We start from the raw sequence: 14,218 nt of genomic DNA, 5'->3' as shown, positions 1-14,218 counted from the left end.
TCCTTCCGTTGATGACGCTTACATATACGATATAGTCTGATCGCTAAAGAAAGCTACAGACCAAGCCTACTTTTATATTGCTTTCAGATCATTCCATTGCAAAGCGATTTCCGTGTGACGTTCTCCCCCGATTTCAATTTCCGTATCACCGATGACTTCCGCGCCGGTGCGACGATAGAAATGGAGTGCGTCGTTTCCTTTTAGCACCCATACGAGCATGCTGTTGAATCCGTCTCCGTGCATACAGCTGGCAATCGCCTGCACCAACTGCCTTCCCAAGCCTTGACCCTGTACCTGCTGCAACAAGTATAGAGCATACAGCTCCGCACGATCGGTATATTCCTCGCTGCGGCTGGGACCTCCCATGGCAAACCCGACAACCAGGCCATCCGAATCCTCCACGACCAACAAGCATTTGTCCGGAGTCAGCTGTTCAATGGCATGCGCCCACAAATTATGTCGCGATTCAATGGACAGTCCACTTAAATATTCATCAGACACAAGACCCTGATACGTCGTACGCCAGCTTTCCACATGCACACGGGCAATATTGGCCGCATCTTTCACTTCCGCAGAACGAATGTTCATGCAACCTCACCTTCCGTTCCGACCACAGTGTAATTGTGTGGCTATCGTGTCGTTATCTCCTGTCATTTATCGGTTTATGTAGCGCATACAGGTCATCTTCCAAGTTCATCATACGCTCGGTCAACAGCTTTCTCGCGTCTTCCAGCGCTTGATTATAAATGATGGGGCCAAGCATCGCCAGCATATCATCGACAGTCTGTTCGGCAGCAATGTCGCCCATCGCTTCGCCGCGTTCGTCAAAATAACTCTTGATCTGCTCTACCAGCTCTTTCTTCTGTTCTCTTGGAAGTTTGATCGGAATCAAGACGTTGTTCCTCCTTCTCCGGGTTATGCTCCCGCTGCAGTTTTCTCACTAAAACAGATACTATACTATGATGAATGTTCATTTTTTTGATTAAGACAATTTAAAGGTTTCCTATAGTTTATTCTAGTCTACCATATTGAACCGCGTTTCTGTCAGATCTAAATACACCAAACCAAACAAAAAGGATGATTACCGAGATATTTATTATTCAGCAAGCCCAATTATCTGTGTGCGACATATAAACCTTCCAAATCTTCTGTCGAGTCACCACAATACACGAGTTGACCGTTTCGTAAAATAGCAACCTGCTGAGCTAACTTTTCTGCCAATCCGATAATATGTGTTGATAATAAAATAAGGGCGCCATTCTCGCTGTACTCCTGCAGCGTGTTCCGGACGATCATGACCTGATCGGGGTCAAGACCGTTCGTCGGTTCGTCTAAAATGAGAATGTCCGGCTCGTGAAGAAGCGTTGATGCAAGGGCTACTCTTTTTTTGGTTCCTTGAGATAATGCATCCATCTGGTGATTGTGATAAACTTGCAATTCGAATCGTTCAAGCCAGTGCATAATACGGTCTTCAAGTTGCCCCCTCTGTATGTTACGCAGACCACCGTTCAATCTCATCATCTCTACGACCGTAAGTGATGGATAATAGAAAGGAAACTCCATCAAGTATCCAATACGTTGTTTGTAACGTTGATCTTGCCACTGTAAAACATGATGATTTAGAGAAATTGTTCCTTGCTGTGGTTGGTTAAGCCCTGCAATTAAGTTCAATAAAGTGGTTTTACCCGCTCCGTTAGGTCCAAGCAGAACGGTTATTTGCCCCGAATAAAAGGTACAATCTATCTCGTGAAGAATTTCTTTGGAACCATATGTATAGCAAATTTGATTTAATTGCAAGGATATAGTCTCTTTATTGTTCATGATATACAGTCCACTCCTTGAAAAAATGGTGGTGGTGTTCCCCTTTTTGACAATTCACCGTCAAATATCATTCGGTACTCGTCGATAAAACCTAACAAAACGCATATGGATGATGACAGTAGCAATAACAAAGAGGACAAATTGAGTTTGATGCAAATATACGAGAAATATCATGCCTAGTGCAATAATGAGATTGCTAAAAAAAGGGATTCGTTCACGAACCGTAAATCTGTATCCTGCCAATAAACCAAAGCTGACCATCGTTGCAGAAAGAAATGCGCTCTGCACCAATTGCTCAAGCCATTTATCCCAAGCAAGTTCTTCTAACACGAGCCCCCACACAAGCTGATTAATAGCCGCAATGCTTGTACCGAGTCCCCAACATACGAACCATTTCGCAGACAGCATTTTACGCCAAGCATAGAACGTCACGGTATATAACGACAGCCCTCTTCCTTCATAAGCAAAGCTTCTAACTGTCCAAATATCATTGACAAACCAAATAAGCAGAGCTGAGCTTATGGGCAAAAAAACAGGGGTCTCTGCTACGATGTAATAATTGAGCAATTCAAGCGCAAACACGCAAACGACAAACGGAAAAACATCTCTAAAGCGGATAATAAATAGAAGTTCCTTTTTAAGTAATGGATGCTTCGACAGCCAGCGTGTCTGATGATGATCCGTTACAAAAAAATGAAAACTTAACACTTTAGGCCAAGCTTGTTGTGCAACCCAAAATGTTAAGGCTAAAATGATGACCGTTAACAATAGCAAGCAGGTAATACGTCCAGTCGGGTTGAATTGCGCAAAAACAGCCCACAAGTTGATTGCTAGCATCAACGTCGAAATTAACAAATACCGAATTCGTTTTAAGAGATAGGAATATCCAACCAGTTCAGCATAGGAGAAACCGGCAACCATCATCACCAACCATTGCCACACGTCTATCTGTGCTGGATTCCACAATAGCTGGCCGACGGTTATCCATACAAGCAGCAACAAAAAAGGCATCTTTTTAAGAAATGCATAAGTGGTTAAAAAGGTATGCTTCTGCCCTAATGACCATAAAAATCGTACTTCCTCTACTTTATAACTAGAAGCAAACAGACTCAGCCCCGAAAAAAAACCAATAAGCCAGTATCCAAGCAGCATGTCAACAAATTCTATGTAATTGGAGTATAAGAGTGCAGTTAATTGATCTGCTCCTTTAGGGAGTAAGAAAAGGATCAGCGAGAATAACAAAACATCGCGCCGTGATACATTCTTCAATCGACAAACATACACTTGTCTATACAATTGAAAACTTGTCATTATGTCTCCTTCTCCCAACAAGACACACGTTTGAATTTACGAGAACCATCGTGACAACCTTCTTGACAATCTAAAACTTTAAGTGTAGATCAAGATACGTATTTCGATCTGCTCGGTGGAACTGCAGGTATTATATGTGCCTTCATTATCTACAGCCATCACAGGTCAATCGGTAATATCGAAATAATCCCCTTGAAATCCCGGTATATCGTCCACGTCGATTCGGACAGCACCGTAACATGTCTTTCCTCTTTTCTAAGTTAGGATGTAGTCATTGTCAGTTCTTGATTGGCCACACCAAACGGAACATGAACAGACGGAGCAATACGAGCGACGCCTTCGATATGTCCCAGTTGATCATCAAAGAAAATGTGCGGCTTGAATATTTTGAGGACGCGTCCTTTGTCAATGCCACCTAGAAAGAAAGCTTCATCCACTTGAATTCCCAGCTGCCGCAACGTAGAAATAACACGCTCATGGGCAGGCGCATTGCGCGCGGTTACGATTGCTATGCGAATGCGCGGCCGGTATTCCGCATCCTGCTCTCTCTTATTACGCTCAAATTGCTGCAACCTTGCAATTTCCTTGAAAAATTTCAATAACGGTCCTGGTGGAAGCGGCTCATTCGCGAACTGCTGCTCATGCCGATGGAACGCCTGGAGCTTACCGCCCTTCTGATAGACCGCTTCTGCGGAATCATCGGCAATAATGCCATCGAAATCAAAAGCGATGCGCAGCTCGGGTTCTTCCTCATCATCTATGTACTCGGTCGGATATACACATCCCGCAGGGAGCCCGCTAGCAACCGCTTCCCGTACATCTTCAGGATTGCCTGACAGAAAGAGCGATGCGTTGAATGCTTCCATGTAAACGAACGGATTGCTTCCCGTGACAAATGCCGCCCGTGAAATGGGCAAGCCATGGTGCTCAATCGATTTAAATACACGGAGTCCGGTATCCGGATCGTTCCGGGATAATAGCACTACTTCAACATGCTGATCATTCGATGAATTTCCGTTAATCCCAAGCAGCCTCCGCACGAGCGGAAAGGCTACGCCTGGAAGGAACGGCTCTTGCTCATGTTCCCGCTGATATTTGCGGTACTCTTCTTCTCCCTGAGCCCGAAATACTTGATCCGCCTGACTCAAATCGAATAACGCGCTCGAAGCGACCGCGACGACGAATTTGTGTGAAATATCATAAGCCATTCCATGTCGGGCCCCCTTTCTCCCTTACTTTAGCGAATCATCAGTGTACGTTTCTTATCCAAAATGTATAAGTCCAACGCTTGTATAGCCCGTCGCAGCAGCTTGATAACCAAATAGGCGATGTAGATCCCTACAATAATGGTGACAACATAGAACAGTTGAATGAACAATGACATAAGCATATAGCTCATGTGATTCATGAATATCAGCTCCTTCCTTGATCCGTCCCCCGCCCTGTGCTCCAACCTGTAAGCTGGCTCCACTCGGATGCCTTTTGCATAACGCTCCATATAAACGGTGACTTGGCATCTGTGTAGCCGTGGCGATCGTGACGGTACTGCTCCGCCAGACGCAGCTTCATATCCGCATAGGCATCGCGCTCTTCAGGATGGCAGCGAAGATAATCGCGGAACAGCAAGGCGAACTGCTCAGACCAGCTCCCCGCTTGTCTGACATGGATGTGCGTGCGCTCGCATCCGGGTGATTCTCTAAAAAAGCGCTTGGTCAAATCCGGATTGTCCGCCCGATGCATCCACCCCAGCTCCCGTAGAGGATGGACATAGCCCTCTAGTGATTGTAAATCGGTTACCGAGATTTGAATGTCGATGATAGGCTTCGCCGCACATCCCGGTATGGAGGTGGAACCGATATGCTCCACCCGGACAGCAATATCCTGCAACGACCTGCGTATCGGAGTAGCAATGCGTTCAAATTGGGCGGGCCACTGTGTCTGACAAGGCATAATCTGCACTTCATACGCATTCACTAGATTTGCGCCCCCAACTGCAGTATAATTTCCTCCCCATCCTTCTCTCCGGTATCACGAAAGCCTAGCTTCACATACAACTCACGGGCCACCGTATTATCCGGCACGTATGAAATGCGAATGGCGGTCGCCTTGTAATCCTGCTTCAGCGTGTCGATTACGGTTAGCAATGCCGCTGTTCCATAGCCTTGTCCTTGGTAAGCGGCATCGATCATGAAGCGCATAATCCAATGGCAGCCATCATCAGGGTACGGAACCGTATCGAACATGACGAAGCCTGTCATCGTATCTTCTGCATAGATTGCACACGGCTTCAAATTAGGTTCCACCTTCGATTGAGCGATGGAATACAGATTCGAAGCAACGAAGTTTCTCTGCTCCTCTTTCGGAGAAAGCTGAATGCAGTTCTTCCAGTTGTCCACCGTCACATCCACTAATGATATATTTTTTTGTTCCATGATCTCCCTCCTTACATTTATTCCTCATTCCTGTTCTTCCTTCGAATCGTAGTCATACAATTGATTCCAATAGCAACCGCCGCAAGGAACAGAAGAGCAGAATAAGAGGAGTTGACGTTCCTTCCTTTGCCAAGCACTTGAATATCCTCCGCTGCATCTTCAAGCGGAGCAGTACGAGTGCACAGATGCGTCATGTATTTCCCATCACTATGATAAGCATATACAAGATACTCTTTTCCGGGTTCAAATTCGTATCCGCAGCTTGCTGAGGACAGCGCGGTGACGACTTTGGCATTGGATGGAACATTTCCTTTCCATACGCGCTTCACTTGAAAAGAAACTTTCACAGGATCTGCAGTAGAAAAAGTCATTTTGGTCCAACTGCGGCTCACATGGGTCACCTTGCCAGCGAACACAGCCGCTGCATCTCGCTTGGCATCCTCGATGCTCGGGCTCGCCGCGCAGGAGCAGGCGGAGACGGGAGCCGCAAATAGAAACGAGAGCCCAAACATGACGACAGTCATCATTAAAATGCAGGCGAACGGTAATCTTGTCGGGGTACGCTTCAACGAATATCCCTCCTGGAGTTTTACCTATGTAACCTGTACGAAATAAAGCAGGAAAATGTTTCATAATCGCGCCGTTTCTTATTGGGGGAGCATCCTGACATGTAAACGTTGATCAAAGACAGCAGGATGAGCAATGTCGCGGATGAATAGAATATAGAAAATGATATCGCATCAGCGACAGAATGAGGCGGTTGGAGAAAGTGGAAGCATCACCCTTCTTGAGAAGTACGAAGACGCGGCTTCATCATACGGAAATAATCCATCCCTTTAAGGATGACTGGATGTTCCTTCACACGAGAAATGAAACGGCTCGCCTCGGCAACTGCTAGGTCATATTGCGACTTCGAAATTCGGCCCCATTCGAGGGCCTCCTCCAATTCATTCTCATCCAGCAGGAAAACTTGTCCAGAGGGCAACAATACCACATCCAAATACAAGTCATCATAATACGGAATCCCGCGTTGATCCACGTCGACATGTTCGCATATATCAATATACCATTGCACGATTTTTTCCTGATCATTGAACATAGTCGTGACCGAATAGTGGGCGTGCAGAGGGAAATGCTGCATCCAATAATATCCTGTGTTCACGAGAGGTATCTTTGTTCCGCCCATTTCCTTAACAAGCGGTGCCCGAACGGAATTGAATTTAATGAGAGAGACATGGCCGGTGAAATGGGTGTCCTCAACATAGGTCAATGCAAAGTCTTTCGATAAAATTCGTTTCCAATCACCGCGATCTGCATATTTTCTCTTCATACGGCCAGCCCTTCTTTACGCTTGATTCAGTCCTTGCTGCGCGAACGTTTCATTTTGTGAACAATCAATTTCAACCAATTAATTCCTTTCTATTATAACGCTTTATTCAGCAAAAATCCGTAAAAAAAGATCACATTTCCAGCCAATAACGATACGCTGCCAAGTACATCTCTCCATTCTCCCTCTCGTTCAGAAGGGGCATCCCTCTGTAGGGTGAGGTTAACTTTGATGTATATGTCTCCAGATTGCTTCTCAGACGATGCAGCAACATCATCGTTAGCTCACACCGCCTAGCGCCTGAACATACGGGAATCGTTGTTACTGATCGAAGGGGAGAGTGATCGGAAGCGCCGAACGGAGAGAGTATCGCGTCTCAAGCAGCAGGACTGCTAACAACAAATACAAATAGACGGGCCGAGGATGATAACCTTGGACCCGTCTATTTTGGCGCGTTAGTTAAGGAGGAGACTTTTGGGACAGCCCCTGTATAGAATCCTACCATTGTATCTCTATCAAGGAAGCATCGTCGGCCAGCACACCTTCTTGCGGCTGATCCAACATGCGCTGCAGTTCCTTGTCTGACACCCGTTCGCTGTAGGCATCCAGCTCATGCAGTCCGTCCGTATACAATAAGAGCCTGTAACGATGTGAGCCCGACTGCTGGCAATCCATCTGTAACACATGGGGGCGGTCGCCGACAGGACCATATAAAGACGACCATCTTTCGCTGGTTCGGCATTTATCTGCGAACGGTTGGCGATATTCCGACTCGTTGTGCCACAATCGCAGACGACAGTCTCCCTGCCAGGCCAACCACAGCCGTCCTTTGCGGAACCGCCTGCTCCGGTTGATGCCATCGATGCGGCCGCATACGAACATCGCTTCACTCCCCCGTCGCTTCTTATCCTCCAACACCTCGCGCAGGAGCCGCGGGGCCCCTGCCGGAACAGCCAGTTGTTCAACCTCTGTCGTTGCTGGTCCCGTAAGCGCCGATACATATTCATGAAACAGCGGTTCTTTCAATACGGCTTGACTGACAAGCCAATCCAGCAGACGTTCGCCCAGAAAGCGCGCAGCGAAGTCCCCTTGATAACTCATGCTGACACCGTCACACAGAACAAAGCTAAGCGTGTCGCCCTGCATCTGCAGGGCGATGAAGTCCTGGCCGTTTTCCTGCAGCCGCGCCGTCTCTTCTGCACGTGCATAAGCATGCCGGCAGCGGAACGTCCTCTCGATTGTCGTCACCGGCTGCTCCGCCTGTTGGGAGCAAACGTAGCGGTATTCCGTCTGCTTCACATATGTCCCCTGCCTTCCCCTGATGTTCGTTCGTATATGAGGTTGCTCAAAAAGTCACCTTTTTGAATACGCACATATATGATTCACTCATGAAGCGCGGCGACGTCATCCTTATCGAACCGGGGTAGCGGCAGACATCTGGAACCCGATGGATACCAGCTCCGGACAGTTCCCTGGGAGCATCATATACGCCCCTGACGCTAAATGATAATCTGCTTCCACGAGCATCTCGCGATAGCTTTCCGGCAGGACGGATGACATGCTCCGCAATTTGATTGCATGCTCATCCTTGAGTGCTGTATCTGCCAATATGCCTTTCCAGCGACGGGGTTCAGCTATCGGGCCCTCAAGCGTATGGTCTGAAATAAATATATTTTCCACCAGCACATTGCCGTCAGGAATGCTCATCTGCATAATACGCTTCGCTATCGGCTCGGGATCGTCTCCGGTTGCTACGCCATCCGTCATATGGCAGACGAGCGGTGCAGGGCAATCCTGCATATACGGCAGCTCCGCTTCAAGTATTTTCTCGGCTTGCTGGAACGCCTTGGCCGAATCCGAGAATCGGACCGGGGTCAAGTCCGGCAATGAACCGAGACTTGCAATCTCGTCAATGCCTTTAATTCCGTTCAGCAGGTCGTACACATCATCGCTATAAGCCAGTATAGCGATGCGGTAACGCGGTGTCAGCCGGTTCCCTTTCGTTGAACGGAATACCATCTGACGAATGGCCAAGGAGAGTGCATCGTACACGATATCAATCCGGCGCTTGTTCTCCATCAACATATTCATGGAGGCGCTGATGTCGATTAAATAAATGATAAGAGCAGGCGTTCTCTGTGATGCTTGAATCGTGTAGTTCATCCGTCCGTTTCACCTCTGCTACTCATATCGTCAACCGTTAAATATCCGGCAATGCATGCTTGGTATTACTTAAAAATTTATAAATATGATCTGCCCGTTCGCCCATTTTCCCGACTTTCTTGAAATAACTTGGATCTTTTTCATACCGTTTGGCGAATTCGAGCGCGTTTGTTTTCGCATTTTTCAGATTATCCTGTGCAATCGCATTATAGGTCATGTTGTATGATGCGATAAGCAAAACGACATCCCGGCTGCGAATCTTCTTCAGCTCGGCCGCTTCCTTCTGCTTCCGCTGGCGCTCCAACTCCTGTTGACGGCGCAGCCGCTCATCCTTCTCTTTTTTCCACTGCACATACTTCTCGTACTTCGCTTGTGCATCGTACTTTTGCTGCAGCTGCTTGTGCTCGGCTTCCTTCTTTTTCTGCTCCTCTTGCTTCTGTTTCTCTGCCGCAAGACGCTGCTGCTCCGCTTCTTTGCGCTTGATCTCTTCTTGCTTCTTCTCTTCTTCCTGCATTAACCGCTCTTCTTCCGCTTGCTTGCGTTCCGCCTCTGCCTTCTGTCTGGCAGCTTCCTCTTCGCGCTGCTTCGCTTGAAGCCGCTCGGCTTCTGCCTGCTCCGCTGCAGCCTGCGAATCGGCCTGCAGCATGCTAACCATGAACGGGCTTGCCCCTAGCAGCAGCACGGCGAGGGCAGATGTAAGCAGAATGGCAGTGCGCTTGCGGAGTTTTGGCTTCTTGGTGTGTGCCGGAGCAGCATCAGCGGCAAGCTTCTGCTCCAATCCGCCGATCGCCGCCGCAAGCTCGACTTCAAGCGGACTTCCATGCGGTACGAAATGGTGAGCAGAACGATATACCTCTAGCGCGCCTTGCAGTTGCTCCTTCTGCTCCAATTCCCGCGCTTGATTAAACAAGCGGTTGACCACATTCGGGTCAGACACTGTCACCGCCGCAGCTGACACACCGCTCTCCTGAGTTGGCGATTGCTGCCCGGATACTTGCTCCGCTTGCACAGAAGCCTTCGCTGGCTTCCCAGTGTTCACCGAGGATTCTGAATCAGCAGCTGTGGGAATGGATGAGCTCGCCTCCAAGGCACCTGCACTTGCAGGCTTGACCGCAATCGGTTCTTCATCCGCCACCCCGGACAAGACGATAAGCCATTCTCCGAAAGTTGGACAACTGCTCAAGTCGTGACTTTCCCAAGCACGAACAAACAGTTCAGTCACTTTGGAACCCCACCGTTCGTCCAGCGACCGCTTCATTACGCCATACCGTTCACATACCGTTTGCATTTCATGTTGATCAAAGTAACTTTCGCCCCACGCGCGCTGCACCAATTTCGAGTCCGACCAGCCGAGCATCTCCGCAAGGATAACCGCGCCAGCGAACCGATCCGCATAAGCGCTCCACAATCCGCTATGTATCGTGCGATGCGCAGCATATCCCGGAGAACCCGCAAGCAGGACGTCCGGGCGGTCCATTTTCGGACTGTATAGCTGTTCCACATCAACCAATTCGATTGGAGAAGTTTCTGACGACCGTTTAACTTCCGAAAAAAACGGAAGCAGTAAGTTCGGTGCCGACAAATCGCAATGCGCCAGCCCCTTTTGCTCCATACCCGAACAAATCTGAGCGAGGGATCTGGCAAGATGCAGGCTGTCTTTGCGGGTAAGCACGCGCTGATCCGCGACGATATCCAGCCAAGTGGGACCGTGTACCCAAGGCATCAGCACCGCGTAAAGCAAATCCGTATGCGCTTGAATGATTCCTCCGTTTTTTTCGGGGGTCAATACGTTGCGTTTACATACCTTAAGCCCTTGTAGCCCGCTGTAGGCCTCCAACTGTTCGGACTGATACACCATTGCAGGAATCCGATACTTCGGAAAAAACACCTTCAGCGCTTTGGCATCAAGCACATCGCCGTGCTTCAGAAAGAGCTGATACACCATCCCTTGCCTCCCCGCCTGCGCATAAGCCAGACCAGGGGCGGCTGGATGCTCGCCGACTCGATATTCGGTTTCGTTAATGATGTATGTGTCTCCTGGATTCGGCTGAAATGCCATCCCTTCCATCCTCCCGTCTACAAAACGAGCTCTACTGTGAGAAAACCTCTATCAAGGCCTTTCGACGATGAGCGAACGCGTTTAAAGGTACGTTTTATCGCCATAAGGAATATTGGTTTCGCTTGATCGGTTAACACAGAATTTAAACATTCCTTAGCGGTAAGAAAACCGGGAGTCGTTCAACGCCCGGTTGCTCTTGTCTATTCAGCTCGTCTGTACATCGCCATGAATCTATAATTAGCGCTGCTCATCCACCGTACGGAATTTCTGAGCAATGGCTTTCAGTTCTTCGCTGATGGTGTTCAACGTTTGAACGAACGATTGCATTTGCTTGCTCGCTTCTTGGAATTCTTGGAAGAAACGCTGCTTCGTCATCCCTTCCCATTGTCCTTCCATACCTTGGATCGATTGCGTCAAAGTAGATACAATTTGTTGACTTTGGTCTCCGCTTTGTCTGAATTGATTCGCTACCTGGTCAATCTGTTCCGGCGTAACTAAAATGCGACCTGCCATAATTTATTCCTCCTCTATTTCCATATGCCCTAATATGAAATATTTACTAGGAACTATTTTACATGATTGCTATTCCTATTTCGTAAGAGGCTACGGTCCTAATTCTGTTTCACCTTCTCTGCCGGCAATGAAACATCTTGTAAAATGTTTTGAAATTCTTCTTCTTCATAGTTGGAAAATCCAACGTGAGCGACTACGTCAATATCTTCATGATTGAAGAGAAATGAAAAATTTTCATCAATATAGCCTTCCGGATACACCACGCCTAAATAGTCGAACAAACGATTCGTGTTGATTTGCAACTGCTTGCGACCGTATATCATAAGCTTCTTGCTGCCCTCACGGAGCAAGACGATAGAGCCTAAAGGAAGCAATGTCTTCTCACTATGTAACTGTTCATGTTGTTCTGTATGTTTCTCCATATCGCACCTTCCCTTTCCGCGTTCTGTTGCACCTCGTCACCAAGGTCGCGTCATCGTGCAAACTAATAAAAATAGTGTATAATTAGAATAAAAGTGAGTCTTCAGACCCATCGGGTTAGCCTGAAAATAATCGACCGCTGTATAATAGAGTGCTCACCCTGGAAGCAGCTTACCTAAACCGCCGAATGTTTCAGATACTTTGTCGGTGATTTTCTTTACCGTCTTCGTCGTACCGCTCTTCACCGCCTTCACACTATCCTGGACGGTGCCAGAGACTGCTTTCGCTCCTTCGGACACTTTATCAGTCACCGAATCGATAACGGTATCCACGGCATCGATAGCATGTGTCTTCAACGATTTCCCGTTAATCGTCACCTCGGATACAAGCGAGATGACTGCCCCAGTAGCTAAGCCGACGCCGGCGCCGATGATCGTCCCGGCCCCTGGCACGACAGATCCGACCCAAGCGCCTACTGCCGCACTGGCCGCCATTGTTCCGACTCCTACGGAGCCATTGACGACGGCGCTCGCTACGGCACGGCTTGTTCCGCCTGTCTCATAATCAGTAACGACAGCCGTTCCGGTATCATAGGCAAGGCCAGCATATCCCAACTTGGCGGCCATGCCCTTCAACGAGAACGCCTCTTGCACCGCAATCTTCGGATCGACGAATTTCCATGCACTCGTATTGTTAGCAGCATTGCTAGCTGCGTATCGTGTTCCTAGAATGCCTTCGGATAGAGCGAACTTGGAACGCGCACCGGTAATGGTCGCATAACCATTGCCGCGCAGATTCACATTGAAGTTGCTCTGGTACATATTCAACATCCGATATCCGTCTTTTCCGTAACCGTACAGCTCTGATGTCGTAGGCTTCCAGTTCAAGCCGATGTCCGCTCCTCCGCTGCCGCCCATAGCTCGAACGGCAGAATTCGGATTGGAGATGGCACCGATGCCTGCACCGGCACCGGGCAGGATAAGGGATGTTCCGGCCAATCCCATACCTGCATATAAAGCGGTCGCCGATCCAATTCCATAGGCGCTGCCTAATATCGAATTGGTCTGCTGATCCGCAGTCTGGAATTGATCTGCTTTTATCTGCACTTGTCTGCTCAGTTCAAACAGCATCGCATGGATCTGAGACGATAACCGAGCGGCTTGCTGCCATTGTTGCATGATGGCCTCTCTAACGGAAGTCTCCCACGCCAATGATTGTAATGCTTGACTCAAAGTGGATTGAATTTGATTTAGCTGCTCCGCTGCAATCTGTAACTGACGGCTTAAAGCGCGAAGAGCATCCGGTTGAACAATAATGCGCACGGTTGTCACCTTCCTTCATCTTTCGATAGCTGCCTGTCCCACTCCAAGAACATGTTCTGGAATTGTTCTTTCGTCGTAGGGGTAGCTGTCAGCCAGTCCTCATCTCCCTTGGAGCTTTTCCGGATAAGCCAATTCGAAGATCCGCCTGCAATAAATGCTACGCCCTGAACCTCCCAGTTTTTCTTATTCCATACCAAAAACAAAAATTCGCCCTCCGAGGATCGCTGCTTCAAAGAATGAGCCAGCGCTCGCGCGCCCTCTTCTTCTCCGTCAAAGGTCATGAGCTGGCTTGTCATCTGTTCGACCGTTAAATTCGGTGCTTGCTCATACAATTTATGAAAATGTCGTTTGGAAAGCATCACCGAAGTAATATGACTTTCAGGCTGTTCAACCCACCGCATCCGTTCCATCAAGTTGCGGCATGCCTCTTCCACCGACTTGATCTCGTACAGGGTATACGTAGCTGGATGTTCCTGCAGATGAACACGTTCAATGACCAAATCGTCGGTAAAATGAAAGTAACCCTCAAATGTCTCGCTTTCATTCGCGAATTTCACCCAGCAGGATCGTTCCGCAAGCCCGGTCACCGCAATACTTGAGAATACATGCGGCGGCATCGCATATTCCACGCCATCCTGCTCTTCGATCAAATACCCTTTTTGAAGCAATGTCGCCTTGGCTTTATCCCATTCATCAGCTATCTCTTCTGATAAGTACCCGCGGAAGGGATCTTCGATTCCGAGCAATCGGTCTGAACCGATAATTCCCGTTAAAAAATACAACTCTTTGGAATCTAGCGTAATTCCTTCTCTATGAGCTTCGTCTGTTGTTATCAATCCATGCACCCCCC

At 48.3% G+C, this 14,218-nt stretch carries 17 protein-coding genes; all 17 read right to left on the bottom strand.

Annotated elements, in window-relative coordinates; all coding sequences use genetic code 11:
• Positions 1 to 72 precede the first annotated feature (72 nt).
• The 17 genes from LQV63_RS14005 to LQV63_RS13925 all read right to left on the bottom strand — a co-directional run bounded on the left by LQV63_RS14005 (position 73) and on the right by LQV63_RS13925 (position 14,213).
• Positions 73 to 588 (bottom strand): GNAT family N-acetyltransferase, encoded by a 516-nt coding sequence (locus tag LQV63_RS14005; RefSeq protein ID WP_233697188.1) that lies wholly within the window; start codon positions 586 to 588, stop codon positions 73 to 75.
• A 52-nt stretch (positions 589 to 640) separates the two neighbouring features.
• Positions 641 to 892, bottom strand: coding sequence for a DUF2164 domain-containing protein (locus LQV63_RS14000; protein ID WP_233697187.1), 252 nt, complete (start codon positions 890 to 892; stop codon positions 641 to 643).
• 221 nt (positions 893 to 1,113) lie between these two features.
• The gene (locus LQV63_RS13995; RefSeq protein ID WP_233697186.1) at positions 1,114 to 1,821 is read right to left on the bottom strand and encodes an ABC transporter ATP-binding protein; all 708 of its coding nucleotides are present in this window, start codon (positions 1,819 to 1,821) and stop codon (positions 1,114 to 1,116) included.
• 60 nt (positions 1,822 to 1,881) lie between these two features.
• Positions 1,882 to 3,132 (bottom strand): hypothetical protein, encoded by a 1,251-nt coding sequence (locus LQV63_RS13990; protein WP_233697185.1) that lies wholly within the window; start codon positions 3,130 to 3,132, stop codon positions 1,882 to 1,884.
• Positions 3,133 to 3,392: 260 nt separating this feature from the next.
• On the bottom strand, positions 3,393 to 4,340 hold the full coding sequence (locus LQV63_RS13985; protein WP_019424135.1) for a 5'-nucleotidase: 948 nt from the start codon (positions 4,338 to 4,340) through the stop codon (positions 3,393 to 3,395).
• A gap of 29 nt (positions 4,341 to 4,369) precedes the next feature.
• Positions 4,370 to 4,540: a hypothetical protein gene (locus LQV63_RS13980; RefSeq protein ID WP_233697184.1), complete on the bottom strand. Its 171-nt coding sequence runs from the start codon at positions 4,538 to 4,540 to the stop codon at positions 4,370 to 4,372.
• Positions 4,541 to 4,545: 5 nt separating this feature from the next.
• Positions 4,546 to 5,106 carry a GrpB family protein gene (locus LQV63_RS13975; protein WP_233697183.1) on the bottom strand — a complete coding sequence of 187 codons (561 nt, stop codon included), beginning with the start codon at positions 5,104 to 5,106 and terminating at the stop codon, positions 4,546 to 4,548.
• Entirely contained in the window at positions 5,106 to 5,564 is a 459-nt protein-coding gene (locus LQV63_RS13970; RefSeq protein ID WP_233697182.1) for a GNAT family N-acetyltransferase, read from the bottom strand. Before LQV63_RS13970 ends, LQV63_RS13975 begins: the two co-directional genes overlap by 1 nt.
• 17 nt (positions 5,565 to 5,581) lie before the next feature.
• A complete protein-coding gene (locus LQV63_RS13965; RefSeq protein ID WP_233697181.1) occupies positions 5,582 to 6,133 on the bottom strand; it encodes a hypothetical protein in 552 nt (183 codons plus the stop codon).
• Positions 6,134 to 6,342: 209 nt separating this feature from the next.
• Complete coding sequence (locus tag LQV63_RS13960) at positions 6,343 to 6,894, bottom strand: DUF402 domain-containing protein (protein ID WP_233697180.1); 552 nt, start codon at positions 6,892 to 6,894, stop codon at positions 6,343 to 6,345.
• A gap of 495 nt (positions 6,895 to 7,389) precedes the next feature.
• On the bottom strand, positions 7,390 to 8,190 hold the full coding sequence (locus LQV63_RS13955; RefSeq protein WP_233697179.1) for a hypothetical protein: 801 nt from the start codon (positions 8,188 to 8,190) through the stop codon (positions 7,390 to 7,392).
• Positions 8,191 to 8,301: 111 nt separating this feature from the next.
• The gene (locus LQV63_RS13950) at positions 8,302 to 9,054 is read right to left on the bottom strand and encodes a vWA domain-containing protein (RefSeq protein WP_233697178.1); all 753 of its coding nucleotides are present in this window, start codon (positions 9,052 to 9,054) and stop codon (positions 8,302 to 8,304) included.
• A 37-nt stretch (positions 9,055 to 9,091) separates the two neighbouring features.
• Complete coding sequence (locus LQV63_RS13945; protein WP_233697177.1) at positions 9,092 to 11,113, bottom strand: serine/threonine-protein kinase; 2,022 nt, start codon at positions 11,111 to 11,113, stop codon at positions 9,092 to 9,094.
• Positions 11,114 to 11,350: 237 nt separating this feature from the next.
• Positions 11,351 to 11,626 carry a WXG100 family type VII secretion target gene (locus LQV63_RS13940; protein ID WP_233697176.1) on the bottom strand — a complete coding sequence of 92 codons (276 nt, stop codon included), beginning with the start codon at positions 11,624 to 11,626 and terminating at the stop codon, positions 11,351 to 11,353.
• A 98-nt stretch (positions 11,627 to 11,724) separates the two neighbouring features.
• Positions 11,725 to 12,048: a DUF4176 domain-containing protein gene (locus LQV63_RS13935; RefSeq protein ID WP_233697175.1), complete on the bottom strand. Its 324-nt coding sequence runs from the start codon at positions 12,046 to 12,048 to the stop codon at positions 11,725 to 11,727.
• Positions 12,049 to 12,201: 153 nt separating this feature from the next.
• The gene (locus LQV63_RS13930; protein WP_233697174.1) at positions 12,202 to 13,368 is read right to left on the bottom strand and encodes a WXG100 family type VII secretion target; all 1,167 of its coding nucleotides are present in this window, start codon (positions 13,366 to 13,368) and stop codon (positions 12,202 to 12,204) included.
• A gap of 5 nt (positions 13,369 to 13,373) precedes the next feature.
• The gene (locus tag LQV63_RS13925) at positions 13,374 to 14,213 is read right to left on the bottom strand and encodes a hypothetical protein (RefSeq protein ID WP_157259750.1); all 840 of its coding nucleotides are present in this window, start codon (positions 14,211 to 14,213) and stop codon (positions 13,374 to 13,376) included.
• Between the last annotated feature and the right edge of the window lie 5 nt (positions 14,214 to 14,218).

This window comes from Paenibacillus profundus, from assembly GCF_021369635.1.
Lineage (GTDB): Bacteria > Bacillota > Bacilli > Paenibacillales > Paenibacillaceae > Paenibacillus_B > Paenibacillus_B profundus.
The sequence above is the reverse complement of the archived record's forward strand: the minus strand, read 5'-3'. Positions and strand labels throughout refer to the sequence as shown.

What these genes read in the sequence shown, in the direction of transcription:
- LQV63_RS14005 (WP_233697188.1), bottom strand. Translation starts at nt 588, where the DNA reads ATGAACATTCGTTCTGCGGAAGTGAAAGATGCGGCCAATATTGCCCGT.
- LQV63_RS13995 (WP_233697186.1), bottom strand. Translation starts at nt 1,821, where the DNA reads ATGAACAATAAAGAGACTATATCCTTGCAATTAAATCAAATTTGCTAT.
- LQV63_RS13990 (WP_233697185.1), bottom strand. Translation starts at nt 3,132, where the DNA reads ATGACAAGTTTTCAATTGTATAGACAAGTGTATGTTTGTCGATTGAAG.
- LQV63_RS13985 (WP_019424135.1), bottom strand. Translation starts at nt 4,340, where the DNA reads ATGGCTTATGATATTTCACACAAATTCGTCGTCGCGGTCGCTTCGAGC.
- LQV63_RS13980 (WP_233697184.1), bottom strand. Translation starts at nt 4,540, where the DNA reads ATGAATCACATGAGCTATATGCTTATGTCATTGTTCATTCAACTGTTC.
- LQV63_RS13970 (WP_233697182.1), bottom strand. Translation starts at nt 5,564, where the DNA reads ATGGAACAAAAAAATATATCATTAGTGGATGTGACGGTGGACAACTGG.
- LQV63_RS13960 (WP_233697180.1), bottom strand. Translation starts at nt 6,894, where the DNA reads ATGAAGAGAAAATATGCAGATCGCGGTGATTGGAAACGAATTTTATCG.
- LQV63_RS13950 (WP_233697178.1), bottom strand. Translation starts at nt 9,054, where the DNA reads ATGAACTACACGATTCAAGCATCACAGAGAACGCCTGCTCTTATCATT.
- LQV63_RS13945 (WP_233697177.1), bottom strand. Translation starts at nt 11,113, where the DNA reads ATGGCATTTCAGCCGAATCCAGGAGACACATACATCATTAACGAAACC.
- LQV63_RS13940 (WP_233697176.1), bottom strand. Translation starts at nt 11,626, where the DNA reads ATGGCAGGTCGCATTTTAGTTACGCCGGAACAGATTGACCAGGTAGCG.
- LQV63_RS13935 (WP_233697175.1), bottom strand. Translation starts at nt 12,048, where the DNA reads ATGGAGAAACATACAGAACAACATGAACAGTTACATAGTGAGAAGACA.